Source organism: Vibrio sp. J2-3(2022), from assembly GCF_021725735.1.
In the GTDB taxonomy this organism is placed as follows: Bacteria; Pseudomonadota; Gammaproteobacteria; order Enterobacterales; family Vibrionaceae; genus Vibrio; species Vibrio diabolicus.
Window position 1 is genome coordinate 87769 of sequence record NZ_JAKKCK010000006.1, and the last position, 19573, is coordinate 107341.

At 45.0% G+C, this 19573-nt stretch carries 14 protein-coding genes; 10 read left to right on the forward strand and 4 right to left on the reverse strand.

The window, feature by feature from the left end; translation table 11 throughout:
- Positions 1-221 precede the first annotated feature (221 nt).
- Positions 222-2135 (forward strand): molecular chaperone DnaK, encoded by a 1914-nt coding sequence (dnaK, locus tag L3V27_RS19520; protein WP_005391455.1) that lies wholly within the window; start codon positions 222-224, stop codon positions 2133-2135.
- Positions 2136-2339: 204 nt separating this feature from the next.
- Positions 2340-3488 (forward strand): molecular chaperone DnaJ, encoded by a 1149-nt coding sequence (dnaJ, locus tag L3V27_RS19525; protein WP_005391453.1) that lies wholly within the window; start codon positions 2340-2342, stop codon positions 3486-3488.
- Positions 3489-3557: 69 nt separating this feature from the next.
- Here dnaJ and L3V27_RS19530 read toward each other — a convergent pair whose 3' ends face one another.
- Positions 3558-3989 carry a type IV pilin protein gene (locus L3V27_RS19530; RefSeq protein ID WP_237312609.1) on the reverse strand — a complete coding sequence of 144 codons (432 nt, stop codon included), beginning with the start codon at positions 3987-3989 and terminating at the stop codon, positions 3558-3560.
- A gap of 103 nt (positions 3990-4092) precedes the next feature.
- On the opposite strand from L3V27_RS19530, the gene L3V27_RS19535 reads away from it, so the two are divergent.
- The 6 genes from L3V27_RS19535 to tadA all read left to right on the forward strand — a co-directional run bounded on the left by L3V27_RS19535 (position 4093) and on the right by tadA (position 9549).
- Positions 4093-4608: a GspH/FimT family pseudopilin gene (locus L3V27_RS19535; protein WP_065645090.1), complete on the forward strand. Its 516-nt coding sequence runs from the start codon at positions 4093-4095 to the stop codon at positions 4606-4608.
- Between the two features lie 10 nt (positions 4609-4618).
- On the forward strand, positions 4619-5245 hold the full coding sequence (locus tag L3V27_RS19540; RefSeq protein WP_104971338.1) for a pilus assembly protein PilW: 627 nt from the start codon (positions 4619-4621) through the stop codon (positions 5243-5245).
- The gene (locus tag L3V27_RS19545; protein WP_065645092.1) at positions 5245-6540 is read left to right on the forward strand and encodes a hypothetical protein; all 1296 of its coding nucleotides are present in this window, start codon (positions 5245-5247) and stop codon (positions 6538-6540) included. Before L3V27_RS19540 ends, L3V27_RS19545 begins: the two co-directional genes overlap by 1 nt.
- Positions 6530-6940 carry a prepilin-type N-terminal cleavage/methylation domain-containing protein gene (locus L3V27_RS19550; protein ID WP_031780848.1) on the forward strand — a complete coding sequence of 137 codons (411 nt, stop codon included), beginning with the start codon at positions 6530-6532 and terminating at the stop codon, positions 6938-6940. Before L3V27_RS19545 ends, L3V27_RS19550 begins: the two co-directional genes overlap by 11 nt.
- A gap of 288 nt (positions 6941-7228) precedes the next feature.
- A complete protein-coding gene (locus tag L3V27_RS19555; RefSeq protein WP_005383758.1) occupies positions 7229-8788 on the forward strand; it encodes an AbgT family transporter in 1560 nt (519 codons plus the stop codon).
- 212 nt (positions 8789-9000) lie between these two features.
- Positions 9001-9549, forward strand: a complete 549-nt coding sequence (tadA, locus tag L3V27_RS19560) for a tRNA adenosine(34) deaminase TadA (RefSeq protein WP_237312565.1) — start codon at positions 9001-9003, stop codon at positions 9547-9549.
- A 586-nt stretch (positions 9550-10135) separates the two neighbouring features.
- On the opposite strand, the gene mltF is transcribed toward tadA, so the two are convergent.
- Positions 10136-11713, reverse strand: a complete 1578-nt coding sequence (gene mltF, locus L3V27_RS19565) for a membrane-bound lytic murein transglycosylase MltF (RefSeq protein WP_237312611.1) — start codon at positions 11711-11713, stop codon at positions 10136-10138.
- A gap of 299 nt (positions 11714-12012) precedes the next feature.
- Here mltF and purL point away from each other — a divergent pair, with 299 nt between their 5' ends.
- On the forward strand, positions 12013-15906 hold the full coding sequence (gene purL / locus L3V27_RS19570; protein ID WP_237312613.1) for a phosphoribosylformylglycinamidine synthase: 3894 nt from the start codon (positions 12013-12015) through the stop codon (positions 15904-15906).
- A gap of 295 nt (positions 15907-16201) precedes the next feature.
- Positions 16202-16510, forward strand: coding sequence for a DUF3622 domain-containing protein (locus L3V27_RS19575; RefSeq protein WP_005391432.1), 309 nt, complete (start codon positions 16202-16204; stop codon positions 16508-16510).
- 90 nt (positions 16511-16600) lie between these two features.
- Here the strand turns inward: L3V27_RS19575 and L3V27_RS19580 are convergent, their stop codons facing one another.
- Positions 16601-17044 (reverse strand): DNA-directed RNA polymerase subunit beta, encoded by a 444-nt coding sequence (locus L3V27_RS19580; RefSeq protein WP_114323826.1) that lies wholly within the window; start codon positions 17042-17044, stop codon positions 16601-16603.
- Positions 17045-17162: 118 nt separating this feature from the next.
- Positions 17163-19349 (reverse strand): TonB-dependent receptor, encoded by a 2187-nt coding sequence (locus L3V27_RS19585; RefSeq protein ID WP_237312567.1) that lies wholly within the window; start codon positions 19347-19349, stop codon positions 17163-17165.
- Positions 19350-19573 lie beyond the last annotated feature (224 nt).

A 19573-nucleotide genomic window follows, 5' to 3' on the forward strand; every position in this document is an offset into this window, starting at 1 on the left:
TGACGAGTTCCCAACTAATCAGAAAGAAACACATAAATTTCGAAAAAAGACGCTTTTTTTTAATTCTGCCCTTGAAAAGCATTTTGCCGCCCTTATCTATGTGGCATAGAGAAGCAAACATTGATTATTTTTGTTTGTGAGCAAGGGTTGAAACCCGATTCTCCTCCCCCCACATTGGGGTTATAACCAAACGAAAATAGAATTTATTCGGAGATAGCCAGATGGGTAAAATCATTGGTATTGACTTAGGTACTACTAACTCATGTGTTGCTGTATTAGACGGCGACAAACCACGTGTAATTGAAAACGCAGAGGGCGAACGTACTACTGCATCGGTTATTGCTTACACTGACGGTGAGACGCTAGTAGGTCAACCTGCGAAACGTCAAGCAGTAACTAACCCAGAAAACACGCTATTTGCAATTAAGCGTCTAATCGGTCGTCGTTTTGAAGACGAAGAAGTTCAGCGTGACATCCAAATCATGCCTTACAAAATTGTTAAGGCTGACAACGGTGACGCTTGGGTAGAAGCAAAAGGCCAAAAAATGGCGGCTCCTCAAGTTTCTGCTGAAGTTCTTAAGAAAATGAAGAAAACTGCTGAAGATTTCCTTGGTGAGGAAGTAACTGGCGCAGTTATCACAGTACCTGCTTACTTTAACGATGCTCAGCGTCAAGCTACAAAAGATGCTGGCCGTATCGCAGGTCTAGAAGTTAAACGTATCATCAACGAACCAACAGCAGCAGCGCTAGCTTACGGTCTTGATAAGAAAGGCGGCGATCGCACTATCGCGGTATACGACCTTGGTGGTGGTACATTCGATATCTCTATCATCGAAATCGATGAAGTTGAAGGCGAGAAAACATTCGAAGTTCTAGCGACTAACGGTGATACTCACCTTGGTGGTGAAGACTTTGATAACCGCCTAATCAACTACTTAGTAGACGAGTTTAAGAAAGAGCAAGGTATCGATCTTAAGAACGATCCACTAGCAATGCAGCGTGTTAAAGAAGCAGCAGAAAAAGCGAAAATCGAGCTTTCTTCTACTTCTCAAACTGACGTAAACCTACCTTACGTTACTGCAGATGCAACTGGTCCTAAGCACATGAACATTAAAGTGACTCGTGCAAAACTAGAATCTCTAGTTGAAGACCTAGTACAACGCTCTCTTGAGCCACTAAAAGTAGCTCTAGCTGACGCTGATCTATCAGTAAACGACATCACTGACGTAATCCTAGTTGGTGGTCAGACTCGTATGCCAATGGTTCAAGCGAAAGTTGCTGAGTTCTTTGGTAAAGAAGCGCGCCGTGACGTAAACCCTGACGAAGCAGTAGCAATGGGTGCTGCAGTTCAAGGTGGTGTACTTGCTGGTGACGTTAAAGACGTACTACTACTAGACGTAACTCCACTGTCTCTAGGTATCGAGACAATGGGTGGCGTAATGACTAAGTTAGTTGAGAAGAACACAACTATCCCAACTAAAGCGAACCAAGTTTTCTCTACAGCGGAAGACAACCAGAGCGCGGTTACTATCCACGTTCTACAAGGTGAGCGTAAGCAAGCGATGTACAACAAGTCTCTAGGTCAATTCAACCTAGAAGGCATCCAGCCTGCACCACGTGGTATGCCACAAATCGAGGTTACTTTTGACCTTGATGCGGACGGTATCCTACACGTGTCAGCGAAAGACAAGCAGACTGGTAAAGAGCAGAAGATCACTATCCAAGCTTCTGGCGGTCTAAGCGATGAAGACATCGAGAAAATGGTTCAAGAAGCAGAAGCTAACAAAGAAGCGGACAAAAAGTTCGAAGAGCTAGCGACTGCACGTAACCAAGCTGACCAAATGATTCACGGTACTCGTAAGCAAGTAGAAGAAGCTGGTGAAGCACTACCTGCAGAAGAGAAAGAGAAGATTGAAGCAGCAATTTCTGAGCTAGAAACAGCGCGCAAAGGCGAAGACAAAGAAGCTATCGATGCTAAAGTTCAAGCACTGATGACCGCTTCTCAAAAACTGATGGAAATCGCTCAACAACAAGCTCAAGCGCAGCAAGCACAAGGTGCTGACGCCGATGCACAGTCTAAAGAAGACGACGTTGTAGATGCTGAGTTCGAAGAAGTTAAAGACGACAAGAAATAATATTTCTTAACCAGATGGCTGCAAAGCCATCTGGGGTCGATAAGACTTCGTGTGCGGGCGTTTGGGGCAACTCTTACGCCCGTATGTTTGTAAACGCTGTCTTTCTAGTTAAGTATGTTGCGGATAAGTACACTTACCTAGAACGATACAAACACCAAGCGGTGAATCGATGCCGTTTGTAGTAATTAATTGGTGACGAAGAACATGTCAAAACGTGATTTTTACGAAGTATTAGGCGTAAGCCGTGATGCCTCAGAGCGCGATATCAAAAAGGCGTACAAGCGTCTAGCGATGAAATTCCACCCAGACCGAAACCAGGGTGATGAGTCTGCGGCGGACAAGTTTAAAGAAGTAAAAGAAGCGTACGAAGTTCTGACCGACCCTCAAAAGAAAGCGGCGTACGACCAGTACGGTCATGCTGCTTTTGAACAAGGCGGCGGTGGTTTCGGTGGCGGCGGCTTTGGTGGCGGCGGTGCTGATTTCGGCGACATCTTTGGCGATGTATTCGGCGACATTTTTGGTGGTGGTCGTCGTGGCGGTGGTGGTCACCGTGCTCAACGTGGTGCGGACTTACGTTACAACATGGAACTGACGCTAGAAGAGGCGGTTCGTGGTGTAACGAAAGAGATCGAAGTACCAACACTAGTACACTGTGATACCTGTGATGGTAGTGGCGCGAAGAAAGGTTCATCTGCTGAAACATGTGGTACCTGTCATGGTCATGGTCAAGTACAGATGCGCCAAGGCTTTTTCGCAGTGCAACAAACCTGTCCTACCTGTCACGGTAAAGGTAAAATCATTAAAGACCCTTGTAATGAGTGTCATGGTCAAGGCCGTAAACAGAAAACTAAAACACTTAACGTTAAGATCCCTGCAGGTGTTGATACTGGCGATCGTATTCGTCTATCTGGCGAAGGTGAAGCGGGAGAAATGGGAGCTCCAGCGGGTGACTTGTATGTACAAGTGCACGTGAAAGAGCACCATATCTTCGAACGTGATGGTAACAACCTATACTGTGAAGTGCCTGTAAGCTTTGCGATGGCGGCTCTAGGTGGTGAAGTTGAGGTACCAACTCTAGATGGTCGCGTAAGCCTAAAAGTGCCTTCAGAAACGCAAACAGGTCGTATGTTCCGCATGCGTGGTAAAGGTGTGAAAGGCGTCCGCGGTGGCGGTATCGGTGACTTGATTGTTAAGTTGGTTGTTGAAACACCAGTAAACCTAAGCTCACGCCAAAAAGAGCTGCTTAAAGAGTTTGAAGAGTCTTGTGGTGGTGAAGCGGCGACAAAGCACAAGCCTAAATCAGAAGGCTTTTTCAACGGTGTGAAAAAATTCTTTGATGATTTAACCAGCTAAGACGTTAGTGAAAAGCACAAATACAAAGGCCTGCTAAAATGCAGGCCTTTTTGCATCTCGGTGTTCTTTTTAATTCCAGCAATCACTTGGTTCTTCGACATTTGTTGACGTTAAAGTAATCGTTTTAGCGCCAGTCAAGCACTCGTCGTCGTCTTGTCCCAGAGTCGATTTTGCTGTTGCTGTAATGGTATAGGCCGTACTTGCAGAGCTCGCAATATTGAAAGAAAATCTATCTGTGTCTGAATCGCATAGAGTGCATGTGCCTCCAGAGATAATATGACTCCAGTCGTACCCACCATCATAAGATGTCTCTAGCTCTAGCTGAATTCGACTAAGATCGCTCAAGGCAACCGTCCTATGAGACTTGAGCACATGATTGGTGTAAGAAGGGTAGGCGACAGCCGCAATGATCCCGACAATCACTACGGCTATCAGTAATTCGATCAATGTCATCCCTCCCAATCTTTTTTTGTAGCTGTTACAGCGAGAAATTCGAATCATCACGAGTAGTTTCCTTTTCACTTTTCCGCCTATTTTTGGCAGGTGATAGCATCTGTGCAAGATGAATTACGGCCCTTTTGCCGTTTACATAGGAATTTGGGAAATGCCTCGCGGGTTTACGTTGTTGGAGCTTCTTATTACTGTTGCTGTACTGAGTATTATATTGGCGTTTGCAGCACCATCTTTCCAAAATGTTTTTGAAACCAACAAAATGCAGCGCTTAGCTAATGAATTGCATGGCTTTGTTATTGAAGGCAAGTCTGAAGCAGTATTACAGCGTGAAAGACTTTGGGCACACATCATCATGCCCGGTAGTTCATCCAGTGATGGTAATTGGCGTATCGAGCTTACTGATAACGGAACGGAGGGGGAAGGGACAGTTTTGTTCTCTTTTTCAGGAACACCTTATGAGGGGATCGTCGTTACACCTAGCTACGCTTCAGACCAAATCAGTTTTGACGACGTTTATGGCCGTCCGTCATCAGGCAGTATTCGTTTTTATCCCGTAGGGGAACCTTCAAAAGTCCTCAAACTTATTTCCCACACTTTGTCTGCTCGCGTGCGAGTGTGTAGTGATAGCAGCAATACAGAATATTACGGTTATTCAACTTGCTCTTAAAAGGATGATTATGTTTAAACAAAAAGGGGCAAGCCTTGTTGAGTTTATGATCGCATCTGCACTTGGGCTTATTTCTCTTGCGACAGTGGGGGCAATTTATGTGAGTGGTCAAAGGGTGATAATGGAACGGTCGAAAGAGCTAATGTTGTTACAGAACTCTGAAAGTGTTGTGCAAATGCTCAAGAGTGACATTCAGCGTGCTGGTTTTGATGGTAACGATGGCCATTCTATAAAAATATCTGGCTCATCGAACACCATTTACACTCTCGATGATGTTGATAGAGGTGTGATTGCTTATGCCTATTACATAGGTGTTTCTGGCGCTTTTCCTTTATATAAAAACGTAGCTTATGAGCAACGAGTTGGCACGCCAGAGTCGCTATTTGTTTGTGAAAAAAAGCAAACAACGATATGGGATGTTGATGACGTGATTAACCTTGCAGGCACTGGCTCATGTAAAAATCTTTTTGATAAGAAAGTTATTCACGTTAATCGTTTTGACCTTACTAGTGAACTGTTAGAAAACACTGATGCAAAAAGTGCACTGGTGACCGTTACATTGGGAACCGAATTGAAAGATGTGACTGATATTCGCACTCAGCAGTCGTTTACTGCAATGCAAAGGAACTGGCAATAATGAATAAACAACAAGGTGCAGTAGCGTTACTCGTTGTCAGTGTATTACTTGTCGCAGCGTTAATGATGTCGCTTGGTAGCTACAAGTCTCTTTTTTATCAGATCAAGCGTGCCAATAATCAAATTGAATCACGACAAGAGCATTGGCGTGCTGAAGGGGGATTGGAGTGTTTCTATTCTTTAGTTCAAAGTACCGGTGATGTTTCTTCTGCAACTTCACTAATTTCAAGCCGATGTGAAACGCCTTTAGGTTTACATCAATTAGCATTGGAACCCGACAACAAGCTGTTAAGTAAGCCAGTTCCAAACTCCAGCCGGACCGTTGAAAAACAACTTATCCTTTCAAGAGGAAGAGCGTCCGGAGCAATAAAAAGTAGTACAGATTTATACGTTAATGGTAGCTCTGCATTTTCAACACCAGACCCTGGTGAATTTGTAGGAAGTGGGTGGGAGTGTGTTGCTATTCGCTATAAGAATGCATTTCACTCACGTGCTGGAGCGACAAACCAAGGGGTTATACATGGTTCTGCCCCTTATGCTGACTTTGTTCACAACAATATAGATTGTAAATCGGAACATATGAGTGTGACCTCTTCTGACTCAGGTTACGGAGAGGACTTTATTCAAGATGCAGACCTAGAGCCATTTTACGACATTTTTAGAGAGCCACGCAGTGACTGGAACTCGGTGAAATCAGGCTGGGGGTTTACTACGATTGATTACGACGACTCAGCTAACCAAGTCGTTACTGATTGTGGAAAGAAAGTTGGGGAGCAAATTTCAGCAGGGAAAACGCATATTTGGGTTACTGGGTCCTGTGAGTTTACTTCCTCGAAAAAGAATGGCTCTGGAGAGTATGAGAATGATTCTGATGGGATACCAATCAAAGGGGGCATTGATTATCTTAATGAAGCTTTTGCCGCTACTGGAGAAGCTCCAATATTACTTGTGGTTCAAGATGGTATTTTTGCTGTACATGGTTCAATGACATTCCCTGGTATGCTCTATCAACTTACGACTAATTCACTTACAGATTTAGATACACATTGGAACTTGTTCGAGGCCAAAGATCATTTTGGGGATGCGGCTAACTTTCCCACGCTTGCTCTAGATAAAGTCGTTTACCTGCAGCGTGGTTCATTTAGTTTTTCGGGGGGACAAGTGTTAGATAGTCCAGGTTATAGTGCTTATTTTGTTAACTCTCTAAATTTTGCATACAACCGAGATAACATTGATGAGGTCGTTGATCCGATTATTAATTTCCGCTGGAAAAAGGGCTCCTGGAATGATCTCTAAACAAAAAGGTTTTAACCTTCTTGAAGTTCTAATTTCTTTTCTGCTTATCGGTGTTGGGGCTCTAGGTTTAACGAAGCTAAACGTGTATCTAGAACGCGAATCCGAATATGCCATAAAAAGTATTGAAGCATTGCGTCTAACAGAGAACCAGCTTGAATGGTTCCGAACGCGTGGTGCTTCGGATGCGCTTTCTACGATTTCTACTGCCAGTTTTGCCTCTATCGTGACAGGATCTTCCGCCACTGGAGCGTACACGGTGGAGTGGGATGTGCCACCTGCTACTGTATCAGGTTCACTAAAGACGATCATCATCACAACAAGTTGGGAAGATAGAATGGGGCAGACGCAATCCGTTCAGCTGAAAACTATGATTTCACAGTACAGTGAATTCGAAAACTAAGTTCAATTGCATGCATGCGCTGAGACAAATGCGGGTGTAATTCCTGTTTGATACCGGATTTGGCACGGTTAATAAATGGTTTTTGAACTGTTAATTGAGTTGATGTGCTACTGTTTTTATTATGTTTAATTGAAGTGGTGTTTTTGCAAAATATGTCTCCAATTATGAAAAAAAATATAGAACCTTGTGCTTTCTCCATTAGTGTTTACTAGAATACTCGTTGGATAGTAGGCCGTCATAATTACTCAAATAGGCCTTGGCACCAACATCATTCACTATGGAGTTACCATGAGTAACCAAGCTGTAAATAAGGCACCATCATCGAAGCCGAGCGGGATGGAGCGCTTTTTAAACTTTATCGAGAGGACAGGTAACAAAATTCCTGATCCTGCGATTTTGTTCTTCTGGGCATTGATCATTACTTGGGCGGCGTCAGCACTTTTATCGAATGTATCATTCGATCTTCCAAACCCTCGAACGGGCGAAGCTCTTACCATCACTAATTTACTTACAGGCGAAGCGCTAGCAAGTTTCCTTGCTAACATGGTGACGACGTTTACTGGCTTTGCGCCACTGGGTATCGTACTTGTCGCAATGCTAGGTGTGGGTGTTGCAGATTCTTCGGGCTTTATTACGACGGGTCTTAAGAAGATGCTGAACTTCACGCCAGCTAAGCTTCTTACTCCAATGCTGATTTTGGTTGCTATTGTGTCGCATACTGCGGCAGATGCAGGCTATGTTCTGGTTATTCCTCTGGGCGGTATTATCTTCCATGCGGCAGGTCGTCACCCTCTAGCGGGTATTGCGGCAGCATTTGCAGGTGTATCTGGTGGCTTCTCTGCAAACTTTATCCCTTCTGGTATCGATCCACTACTTGCAGGCTTTACGCAAACCGCGGCGCAGGTTCTTGATCCTGAATACGTGGTTAACCCATTAGCGAACATCTTCTTTACTGGCCTATCTTCCATCATTATTGTAGCGATTGGTTGGTACGTGACAGAAAAAATCATTGAGCCTCGTTTGTCAAAAATGCCAATTGATGACGATGCGGAAACTGCGCCAAACCTAGGCTCATTTACTGAACTGGAATCAAAAGCATTTCGTTATGCTGGTTGGGCAATGATGGCGGGTATTGCCTTACTTGTTGCAGCATTAATTCCAGAAACATCAGCGCTACGCTCGCCTGAAGGTGAAATTACGGCCTTCTCAGCACCGATCATGAAGTCTATCGTGCCGTTGATCTTTATTCTGTTTATCATTCCTGGTTACGTTTACGGTAAAGTGTCTGGAACGTTCAAGACCAGCAACGACATTATCAAAGCGATGGCTGATACTATGTCGACCATGGGCGCATACATTGTCATGTCATTCTTCTGTGCCCAATTCTTGTCTGCGTTTGCTCAATCGAACATTGGGACGATGCTGGCGCTATATGGTGCAGAAGGTCTGAAAGCGATGAACTTACCTGGTGAAGTGACCATCATTGGTATGATCCTTCTAACTGCGTCTGTAAACCTACTTATTGGTTCTGCATCGGCAAAATGGGCTTTAATTGGTCCAATCTTAGTGCCAATGTTAATGGCGGTTGGTATCTCGCCTGAGCTCTCTCAAGCGGCTTACCGTGTGGGTGACTCAGTATCGAACATCATTTCACCTCTAATGGTATTTTTCCCTCTTGTAGTGGTTTACTGTCAGCGTTATGTGAAGTCGGCTGGTATCGGTACGCTTGCGTCACTAATGATGCCATTCTCGATCGCAATGCTGATCGGTTGGTCTATCTTCCTAGTTGCTTATTGGATGGTAGGTATCCCGCTAGGCATTCAAGCTCCTTACACTTACACAATGTAAAAACGTGTAGGGTGTGAAAGCCGCTAATTGGCAGCCAAAAAGCGCAGGTCTTCGATCTGCGCTTTTTTGTTCTCGTAAAACGAACATCGATAGGTCTTGTAACTAGTTTTTTGGAGTTGCAGACTTTGTCCCGTGATGTGTTGCTGTAGTGAAACCGAAGTTGGTGATAAAATTCCTGACTTCAATCGTTTTTTGTTTCTTTGGAGCCTCCTTTGTCTAACCATCCGTTTTCCCCTCAAGATGAATTGTTTATGCGCAGAGCGATGGAGCTTGCTGAGCAAGCAGAAGCTGAGGGGGAAGTACCTGTCGGCGCAGTGCTTGTCAAAGATGGTGAAATTATCGCTGAGGGGTGGAACCGCTCTATTGGCACCCATGACGCTACCGCACATGCTGAGATTCAAACACTGCGTAAAGCAGGCCAAAAGCTAGAAAATTACCGCCTTCTGGATACGACTTTGTATGTAACACTTGAGCCATGCCCAATGTGTGCGGGAGCCTTATTGCATAGCCGCGTTAAGCGGGTCGTTTTTGGAGCGCCAGATTTAAAAGCTGGAGCAGCAGGAACAGTGCTTAATTTGTTTGAAAGCCAAGCTGCTTACCATTACGCCTTGGTTGAAAAGGGGCTACTAGAAGATGAGTGCCGCACTCAGCTACAAGCGTTTTTTAAGCGTCGCCGAAAGGAAATTAAAGCAAAGAAACAAGCACAAAAAGCATTAGAAAATGGAGAGAGCGAACAAGGTAGTGGGAGTAGTGAGGGCTAGCAAACACCTACAACGTGGTAGATGTTTGCTTGGACGCACTAGTGATTGACTAAATGTACAAAAACACGATTACGTGAACTTACTTTCTTTTTCATACATGTCAGTTTACGTTTACGTCGGATAGCAGCTACTGTGTTATTTAAACGCTTTGACTGCACTCTACGTCTTCTCATATTCAAAACCTCCTGCAGACAAGACTTATACCAGTAAATAGCGGTTCATCGATGCTTTACAATAGGCTCGATAATCGCACTAAACATTTGATGGTTTAACGTTCTTCATTTGACTTCTGCATTGCACAGAGCCAGCAAACAATTTCAATACGATGCTTAATAATAGGAGTGACGTTATTTCGGCAGAGCGTAGCCGAAAGCGCCGCTTCCTCAAGTGAGCTAAACCATGTGGTTACGAAGCAATCTGTTACAAAGCAATCAGTTTAACTAATGGTGAAGAAAAGGCGACCAACCATAGGAATGATTGAGTGTGGTTGGTGTCACTCAGAATATTGGATTCTAGATAAGTTTTCGCTAGGACTCAACAAAAATGACGAGCTCATGGGCTCGTCATTTTTTAGTTTACAGCGGGTCTATTCTTCAGGGCTTTCTTGTTCGGTGTCTTCTTCAACCGTGACGTCAGAAGCGCCAGATATTTGCTCTACAACGGTCTCTACTGCTCCTGATATCAAAATGTCAGGGTTGAGCGGCGGGATAACTTGCAAGTCATCGCTATTCTCATCAATCGCTGGTCTTTGGCTGACATGACCAATGATGGATTGGTAGTAACGTCGAATATTTTCTACGTAATTACGCGCTTCATCACCTCTGGCGTACCCATAGCGAGTTTGACTGTAGTAACGCTTCTGACGCAGTAAAGGCAATCTGTCTTTTACATCCGCCCAAGCGTTTGGATCGCCACCTTGCGCGTTAGTAAGTCGTCGTGCGTCCATCATGTGGCCATAGCCAATGTTGTATGAAGCCAGGGCAAACCATATTTTTTCATGCTCGTTGATGCTATCAGGCACGCGACCTACAATGCGACGTAAGTACTCGACACCACCACGAACAGATTGCTCAGGGTCTAAACGGTTTGTTACCCCGACGCTTTTCGCTGTTGGCAGAGTAAGCATCATCATCCCTCTAACACCCGTTGGCGATTTTGCCGCTGGCTTCCAGTGTGATTCTTGATACGCCAATGCTGCAATTAAGCGCCAGTCGAACTCTTCGCTGTACTTTTGGAATAAAGGTGCCCACTTAGGCAATTTGTCATCCAGAGCTCGAATGAATGCGCGAGTATCAACGTAGTCAAATGCTTCAATATGACCAATGTACTTCTCTTCGAGAGTGGACAGTTCTCCTGATTGTTTAATGTTACCGAAAAACTCTATCAGCATCGCATACAAACTTTCGTCTTCAGAGCGTCGAGTAAACCACGATACTGGTTGATCTTCTGTAAGTTCAAACGCGAGCGCAAGATCGGGGTAAAGGCGCTGAGCTAGGGAAAGTTCTACAGAGTCAGTCACAGTAAAACGCAACTCACCAGTGGATACATATTTAAGTAAGTCTCTCGTATCAGCATCGCCAACAATTTCAAACTGTAGCTCTGGGTATTGCTTCTTTAATGCGGTTAGGGTCGGAACATATTGCGATTGTTCGACGATCTTTAATGTTTGTGCGCCTGCATTTGTATCTTCGTCAGATTCGCTATCTTTCGATGCTTGGTATTCAATCAGCTGTTCGATATCACGTGGTCGAAGTTGCCCCTTTTTATACACAACTTGTTGGCTTACATAATAATAAGCAGGGCCAGGTCTAAAGCGTTTTACCGCTTGTGACGTTTGATTTAAGCCCGTAGCGATGAGATCAATATCTCCTTTCTTAAGAGCTGGAAAAAGCTCGGCTTGGCGAAAGGCAGGTTTAATCTCGAGCTTGACGCCAAGCTGCTCCGCAAACTGACGCGCCAATTCGTAATCCAACCCAGCGGGACCATCGGGACCAATATAATAGGAAAGCTGATTGTTTAGCGTGCCAACACGAAGCACGCCACGTTCCTGAATTTTTTCGAATTCACTTTTGGGTTCCGACTCAATCTGGCAGGCAGAGAGTAGTAGCACAGAAACAAAAATTAGAGCGCTGCGCTTGAGTCGGTTGAGCTGGCTTATTTGCATTAATAGGTACATCTTAGGAAATTTCTATTTGCCTTTATATCAAAGCGAGCTCATGGGGCAAAGTGAATCACACACTTATAGCGTGACATTGTGTGTTTTATCGACATTTTAGTCGTAATTCAAATTTGACAAAAAAAATGACGCAAACGGTTGCTTTTGGTGTTACATCACAAAAACAATTGCTATATAATGCGCTCGCAATGACGAGGTGGAATCGGCATAGGTTCGACAGGGCTTATTTTAAGTGTCTGAATTTATTCCAATATCACCTTAATCAATTGCATAAGAGACCTAAGCACATGAGAATTTTGCGTGGCTCCCCAGCTCTTTCTGAGTTTCGTGTTAATAAACTACTGGAACTTTGTCGTGAACAAGATCTGCCTGTAACTGGCATTTATGCCGAGTTTATGCACTTTGCCGATCTAAAGTCTGACCTTGATGACCAAGAGTTAGAAAAACTTGAAAAGTTACTAACTTACGGCCCAACCATCGAAGAGCATGAGCCAGAAGGTCTTCTACTTCTTGTTACGCCTCGTCCAGGCACTATCTCGCCTTGGTCTTCTAAATCTACCGATATCGCTGTTAACTGTGGCTTGGATAAAGTGAAACGTCTAGAGCGCGGTACGGCTTATTATGTCGAATCTTCAGTTGTTCTATCAGAAGCTCAAGTTGGCGCTGTCAAAGCGTTAATTCATGACCGCATGATGGAAACGGTATTTACAGAATTTGAAGCTGCGTCAGCGCTGTTTACAGTCGCTGAGCCTAAGCCAGTGGCGCATGTTGATATCTTAGCGGGCGGTCGTCTTGCGCTTGAAGAAGCAAACGTTTTCCTAGGCTTGGCACTCGCAGAAGATGAAATTGATTACTTGGTAGAGAACTTTACTAAGCTTGGGCGTAACCCAAACGACATTGAATTGATGATGTTTGCTCAGGCGAACTCAGAGCACTGTCGCCACAAAATTTTTAACGCAGATTGGACTATCGACGGGGTAGATCAACCTAAGTCTCTGTTCAAAATGATCAAAAACACGTTCGAAACGACACCTGACTATGTACTGTCTGCATACAAAGACAACGCGGCCGTTATGACGGGTTCTAAAGCGGGTCGTTTCTTCCCAGATCCAAAATCACGCCAATATACTTACCACCATGAAGATGCACACATCTTGATGAAGGTAGAGACGCACAACCACCCAACGGCAATCTCTCCATGGCCGGGCGCATCGACTGGTTCAGGCGGTGAGATCCGTGACGAAGGCGCGACGGGTATCGGCGGTAAGCCAAAAGCGGGTCTGGTTGGTTTTACAACCTCTAACTTACGTATTCCTGGTTTTGAACAGCCATGGGAAACCGACTTTGGCAAGCCAGGTCGTATTGTTAACGCGCTAGACATCATGCTTGAAGGTCCTCTAGGCGGCGCGGCATTCAACAATGAATTTGGTCGTCCAAATCTATTGGGTTACTTCCGTACTTACGAAGAAAAAGTGACCTCTCACGCGGGTGAAGAAATCCGTGGTTACCACAAACCAATCATGATTGCTGGTGGTATGGGTAACATTCGTGACGAACACGTGCAGAAGAAAGAAATTCCAGTGGGTGCGAGCTTAATCGTACTTGGTGGTCCTGCAATGAACATCGGTCTTGGTGGTGGTGCGGCGTCTTCGATGGCATCTGGTCAGTCAGCAGAAGATCTGGACTTCGCGTCAGTACAGCGTGAAAACCCAGAGATGGAGCGTCGCTGTCAGGAAGTGATCGACCGTTGTTGGCAGCTAGGTGACGACAACCCAATCGCATTTATCCACGATGTGGGCGCGGGCGGTATCTCTAACGCATTGCCTGAACTTGTCGACGACGGTGAGCGTGGCGGTAAGTTCCAGTTACGCGATGTACCAAACGATGAGCCGGGCATGAGCCCACTGGAAATCTGGTGTAATGAATCACAGGAACGTTACGTTCTTGCGGTAGCGCCAGAAAACATGGAAGCATTCGATGCAATCTGTAAGCGTGAACGCGCACCATATGCAGTGGTGGGTGTGGCGACAGAAGAGCGTCATCTAACGCTAGAAGATTCTCACTTCGACAATACGCCAATCGATATGCCAATGGATATCCTACTTGGTAAGCCACCGAAGATGCACCGTGACGCAACCACACTAAAAGTGGAAAGCCCTGCCATTGTTCGTGAAGGTATTGAGCTTAATGAAGCGGTGGATCGCGTACTTCGTCTTCCAGCGGTTGCAGAAAAAACATTCCTAATTACTATCGGTGACCGAACAGTAACGGGTCTGGTTGCTCGTGATCAAATGGTTGGCCCTTGGCAGGTACCAGTAGCAAACTGTGCAGTAACAGCGGCAAGCTATGACACTTACCACGGCGAAGCAATGTCGATGGGTGAGCGCACGCCAGTGGCATTACTAGACTTTGGTGCATCGGCTCGCCTAGCGGTTGGTGAGTCACTAACGAATATTGCGGCAACAGAAATCGGTGATATTAAACACATTAAACTGTCTGCGAACTGGATGTCGCCAGCGGGTCACCCAGGTGAAGATGCCGGTCTTTATGAAGCAGTCAAAGCGGTGGGTGAAGAGCTCTGTCCTGCATTAGGTTTGACGATCCCAGTTGGTAAAGACTCCATGTCGATGAAAACCAAGTGGGAGGAGAACGGCGAGAGTAAAGAAGTCACTTCTCCACTGTCGCTAGTTATCACGGCATTTGGTCGTGTGGAAGACGTACGTAAGACCGTGACTCCACAACTACGCACTGACAAAGGCGATACTTCTCTAGTTCTTGTTGACTTGGGTAACGGCAAAAACCGCTTAGGTGCGACAGCATTGGCACAAGTATACAAACAGCTTGGTGATAAACCTGCTGACGTAGATAACGCAGAGCAGCTAAAAGGCTTCTTTGATGCAATGCAAGCGTTAGTACGTGATGACAAGCTAGTGGCTTACCACGATAAGGGCGATGGCGGTCTATTTGTTACACTGGCTGAGATGGCGTTCGCGGGTCACTGTGGCGTAAAAGCGAACATCGCAGAGCTGGGTGATGATGCGCTAGCCGTTCTATTTAACGAAGAGCTAGGTGCGGTTGTTCAAGTTAAGAATGATGATCTGGATTCAGTTCTATCTACTCTGGCGGCAAACGGCTTAGAGGCATGTTCACATGTGATTGGTTCAGTTAACGCTTCAGACGACTTTATTATCACTTCTGGTGATGCAGTTGTGCTTGAACGTTCACGTACCGAACTACGCGTTATCTGGGCTGAAACAACGCATAAGATGCAAGGTCTACGTGATAACCCAGCGTGTGCTGACCAAGAGCACGAAGCTAAGAAAGACAACTCTGACCCGGGTCTAAACGTTAAGCTCAGCTTCGACGTAAATGAAGACGTTGCAGCACCGTACATTGCGAAAGGTGCTAAACCTAAGATGGCGATTCTACGTGAGCAGGGTGTTAACTCCCACGTTGAAATGGCAGCAGCGTTTGACCGCGCAGGTTTTGAAGCAACCGACATTCATATGAGTGATATCCTAACGGGTCAAGCCGTTCTGGATGAATACCATGGCCTAGTAGCTTGTGGTGGCTTCTCTTACGGCGACGTACTAGGTGCGGGTGAAGGCTGGGCTAAGTCTATCCTGTTTAACGCACAAGCTCGTGAACAGTTCCAAGCCTTCTTCAACCGTGAAGAGACGTTCTCTTTAGGTGTATGTAACGGTTGTCAGATGCTATCAAACCTGAAAGAACTTATCCCGGGTGCAGACTTGTGGCCACGTTTTGTGCGCAACGAATCTGAGCGTTTTGAAGCGCGATTTAGCCTAGTTGAAGTGCAGAAATCTGATTCTGTATTCTTTGACGGTATGGCAGGTTCGCGCATGCCAATCGCGGTTTCCCACGGAGAAGGGCGTGTAGAAGTACGTGATGCAGAGCACCTAGCAGCGATCGAGGCATCAGGTACGGTTGCGGTTCGTTACGTGGATAACCTCGGTAACCCAACACAACAATACCCGAACAACCCGAACGGTTCGCCAAACGCGATTACCGGTTTAACAACAGCAGACGGTCGCGTAACTATCATGATGCCTCACCCAGAGCGCGTATTCCGCACAGTTGCAAACTCTTGGGCTCCGGAAGGTTGGGGTGAAAATGGTGCTTGGATGCGTATGTTCCAAAATGCACGTAAGAATATCGGTTAATTAACCTCAGGTTAATCTAGCTTAAGTAAAGCGTTGGTTGAGAGACCAGCGCTTTCTTTTTTCTTATCACTCTTTTTTCTTCGTCGCTCTTTCTCGTGACTAGGCGAAACGTTGCTTTGTTCTGTCTCTTCTTTGTCATCTATTATCTCGCATAAAAAACTTGCAGCGTTTAGATTACTTTTATGCTCTAATACCGCGCTTACCAAGGGATGGTGTTAAACAGCTCAGCTTAGATGGAGTTATCAAGTTGACCGAATCCCTGATTGATCCCTAAATCCCTTAGGAAATGAAAGAAATGTCTAAGAATCCAAAATTTGCTATCCGCGTCACTGAAAAACGTAACGGCTGGAGCGCAGAAATCACTCGCCAAGTGACATCTCGTAAGACTGTAGTATCAAAGCGTGAAACTGGCTTTGACAGCGAAGAGAAAGCACAAGCTTGGGCTGAACAAGAACTGGCTGGTTTTATCCAAAACCAAGTGGTTCGTAACGAGCGTAAAGCCGCGCAACGTCAAGAGCGTGAAGCAGAACAACTAGCGGCAAAAGTTCGTAAAGAAGAAGCCCGCAAAGCACGTGACGCTGAAGTAGACGCTGACGAAGAATAGATTCAAGTCGGTGAGATGGTGACGTCACCCATCAAACAAAAAGTGAAAATGCCCTGAGCTTTGTTTCAGGGCATTTTTTATTGTATCGACTTAAAAACAATCCGAAGATACAGACAGGCTAAACGTACCGTCTTCAGGGGCTGCAAATTGTTTATTGCCAGGAAGAAGGTGAGGGTTATTAGCATAAGTGCGATGTGTTGACTTGCCCTTTGCCGAGTGCCTCTCTGGTAAATCAAAGTGTTGCAATCCGTCAGATAGATCGTTTGCTTCACCGTAGTCGAAATGTGTTGCGACGTCTTTAGGCTGCTTGGCGTAACGACAGTGATCCGGCTTTTCTTCTTCATGCCAAGTTAACGCGTTTGCTTTGGCGTCTAGATTCAGATTATTTGTTGTTGGTTGTGCGTAATGATCCTCAATAACTTGGTGCTGACTCTGCTCTTGTAAGTAGTCAGCAATGCTCTCAGAGGGCTGCGCCAGGCTTTGACTTGCTGGAACGAAGCAAGCAAGAAGAAACAGTGTTTTTAAGTTGTTCATAGTGTGTATGCAAGCAAAAAGAAATGATAGTACTGATAAATAAAACGGTGTGCAATTATGGTTGTTCGTTAAGAAACAGCAGGGCAGTTAATGTCTGCCCTGCATCTTTTAGGTATGGTTAGTATTGATAAGTGAGGTGCAGTTTGACTTCGCGACCAGGCGAAGGCACGCCATTAGATAGGTATGCTTCGTAGTAACGATCGGTTAAGTTTTTCACAACCGCGCCAACACTCAAGCCTTCGACTTGTTGTATTTCCCAAACCACGTAAGCGTTTTGTAGCGTGTATTGCTCACTTGGCGATTTCACTTTTAAATTGTTACCGCTTGCCTTGGTTTTGGTTTGCGCATCATACCAACGGACTTCCCAGCCAGTGCGTAAACCTGGAATCCATTCGTAACCTAAACCTAAGTTGATATTTAATGGTGGCACATCAGGGTGATCATCATCTGAACCTGTGGAGTCAGATAGACTGCCTTTGTTTTTGCCGCGAATGTAACTTGCTGAGAAATTACTGTAGAAATCTTCAATCCGGTATTGTGAAATTAGCTCAAAGCCGTAGTTTTTAAAGCCATCTAGGTTTGTATTCCAGCTTTGTAACTCAGTAGTATTTTTGTCGAGGTTTTCGCCCGTTCGTATATCAACTGTGTCGCTAACATCGTTATAGAACAAAGTTAACTCTGTTGCGAGGTTATCGCGAGAGTTCACCAGCCCTTCCGTTAAGTTGATAACGCTTGCTTGATAAGCATGGATACGAGACACGTCCAGATTCAAAGCAGTAGCCGTAGCGGTAGCTCGCGCATATTGCACTGAGTAGATGTTATCAACGGTTGGTGCTTTTAAAGCGTAGGCGTAGGAGGCGTTTAAACGCGTATTATTGGTCGCATCAAAGTCGATATCCAAACGTGGGCTAAAGCCTTTATGCGTCGTTTCACCGTAGTCATGTCCGGCGGCTGGATCATTATAATCCGGCGCGGCGTTCCCTTTTCCTTCACTCTTGATGTATTCGTAACGCAGAGAAGGTGTGATGGTTAAACGGTCTGTTGCTTGATAGTGATCAGCAATGTAAGCCGCATAAATTGACTGAGTGCCAGATGGTTCGTAGTAAGGGGTATACCAACCGTAGTTTTTGGCTTCATTACTGTCGTATGATGCGTTGAATACTAATGAGTCTCTATCGGTTTTTTGATATTGAAGCCCTGTCACTAGAGTGTGGTCTCCGAGTTGCGCTTGGTTAAACACATCAACATAGTCACGCTCGTAACTCAACCAAGACTCGTGACCGTAACTGCCAACAGAAACGAACATTTTCTCGAATGCCACGTCAGGGCGAACCCAGTGACGATCGTTTTCAGAACGTGCCATTTTGATATTGAAATCAATATACGGGTTAGTCGGCATGTAGTGGTAAGAGATGGTCGTGGTGTTATCCGTGTATTTATTATCGACGGTGTATGCGTATTTGGCTTTTTCTAATGATCCGTATTTCTTGATGTTGTACTCAGTGATGTTAGGCATTTTTCCGCGGCGGTTAGCCCAAGGTTTACGACCTTCATCTTTGTAGCGAGTGTGGCTAATTTCAAACTCGTGATCGTTGTTTTCATAACCGACTTTTACGAGCATGTTTTCTTGCTCGTAACCTGAGTAATCCAGCGTTTCACCACCACCGACTTTAATGTCATCAGAATCTTTTACAGAGCCATTCGCTAGAAAATAAAAACCAGCATCGTTTTTACCATAGAGTGTTAGCGTGTAAGCATTCTCATCGCCGTTGGTGTTATATGCACTTGAGATGCGAGCACCAAAGTTTCTATTGCCGTACAGTAGGTCATCGACACTCTTGGTTTTAATACGAATTGAGCCACCAAACTTTCCGTTGAGTGCTCGATAGTCGTGCGCGCCCTTGATAATTTCTGCTTCACCAATCAAGAACGGATCAAAAAAGAAAGTTCCGTAGCGGTATTGTTGAAAGCCAATAGGAGCGCCATCGACAAATACGGCGATATCGCTTGGATCATCAAAACCACGAATGTTAATACGTTCGCCACCAGAACGACCGCCACCATCTAATGATGCGCCCGGAACGGCATCGATCATTGAGGCAAAATTAGAGTACTGTTGCTCTTCAATCTCTGACCAATCAATGGTGGTTTGCGCAGGCTCAGCAATGGTAATAGGTTTGGCATAACGCACACCGATGACTTCAAGTTCTTCATTTGGCGTTGTCTCGGCATATGAATAAAGAGGGAAGAGCAAAGTTAGTGAAATGAGATTTACTTTGAATGGATGACTTTTTAATCGTTTCATATTGATGATTTATAGTGTTTTTATGAAGCTCGGATTATAAGAACATTATTACGATTAATAAATGATAATGAGATTAATTATCAAATGTGTTTTTGCGATGGCTTGTAAAGTTTTTTATCCATTCGTGGAAACTACGATGAGTATCGTTAGCTTACAGAAAACAAAAAGCCCAGCATCATGGACGCTGAGCTCATTGGCTTTTAAACAAGATGGTGCGAGCACTG

What these genes read in the sequence shown, in the direction of transcription:
- L3V27_RS19530 (WP_237312609.1), bottom strand. Translation starts at nt 3,989, where the DNA reads ATGATTCGAATTTCTCGCTGTAACAGCTACAAAAAAAGATTGGGAGGG.
- L3V27_RS19575 (WP_005391432.1), top strand. Translation starts at nt 16,202, where the DNA reads ATGTCTAAGAATCCAAAATTTGCTATCCGCGTCACTGAAAAACGTAAC.
- L3V27_RS19585 (WP_237312567.1), bottom strand. Translation starts at nt 19,349, where the DNA reads ATGAAACGATTAAAAAGTCATCCATTCAAAGTAAATCTCATTTCACTA.
- L3V27_RS19545 (WP_065645092.1), top strand. Translation starts at nt 5,245, where the DNA reads ATGAATAAACAACAAGGTGCAGTAGCGTTACTCGTTGTCAGTGTATTA.
- L3V27_RS19550 (WP_031780848.1), top strand. Translation starts at nt 6,530, where the DNA reads ATGATCTCTAAACAAAAAGGTTTTAACCTTCTTGAAGTTCTAATTTCT.
- purL (WP_237312613.1), top strand. Translation starts at nt 12,013, where the DNA reads ATGAGAATTTTGCGTGGCTCCCCAGCTCTTTCTGAGTTTCGTGTTAAT.
- L3V27_RS19540 (WP_104971338.1), top strand. Translation starts at nt 4,619, where the DNA reads ATGTTTAAACAAAAAGGGGCAAGCCTTGTTGAGTTTATGATCGCATCT.
- dnaJ (WP_005391453.1), top strand. Translation starts at nt 2,340, where the DNA reads ATGTCAAAACGTGATTTTTACGAAGTATTAGGCGTAAGCCGTGATGCC.
- L3V27_RS19580 (WP_114323826.1), bottom strand. Translation starts at nt 17,044, where the DNA reads ATGAACAACTTAAAAACACTGTTTCTTCTTGCTTGCTTCGTTCCAGCA.
- L3V27_RS19555 (WP_005383758.1), top strand. Translation starts at nt 7,229, where the DNA reads ATGAGTAACCAAGCTGTAAATAAGGCACCATCATCGAAGCCGAGCGGG.
- L3V27_RS19535 (WP_065645090.1), top strand. Translation starts at nt 4,093, where the DNA reads ATGCCTCGCGGGTTTACGTTGTTGGAGCTTCTTATTACTGTTGCTGTA.
- dnaK (WP_005391455.1), top strand. Translation starts at nt 222, where the DNA reads ATGGGTAAAATCATTGGTATTGACTTAGGTACTACTAACTCATGTGTT.
- mltF (WP_237312611.1), bottom strand. Translation starts at nt 11,713, where the DNA reads ATGCAAATAAGCCAGCTCAACCGACTCAAGCGCAGCGCTCTAATTTTT.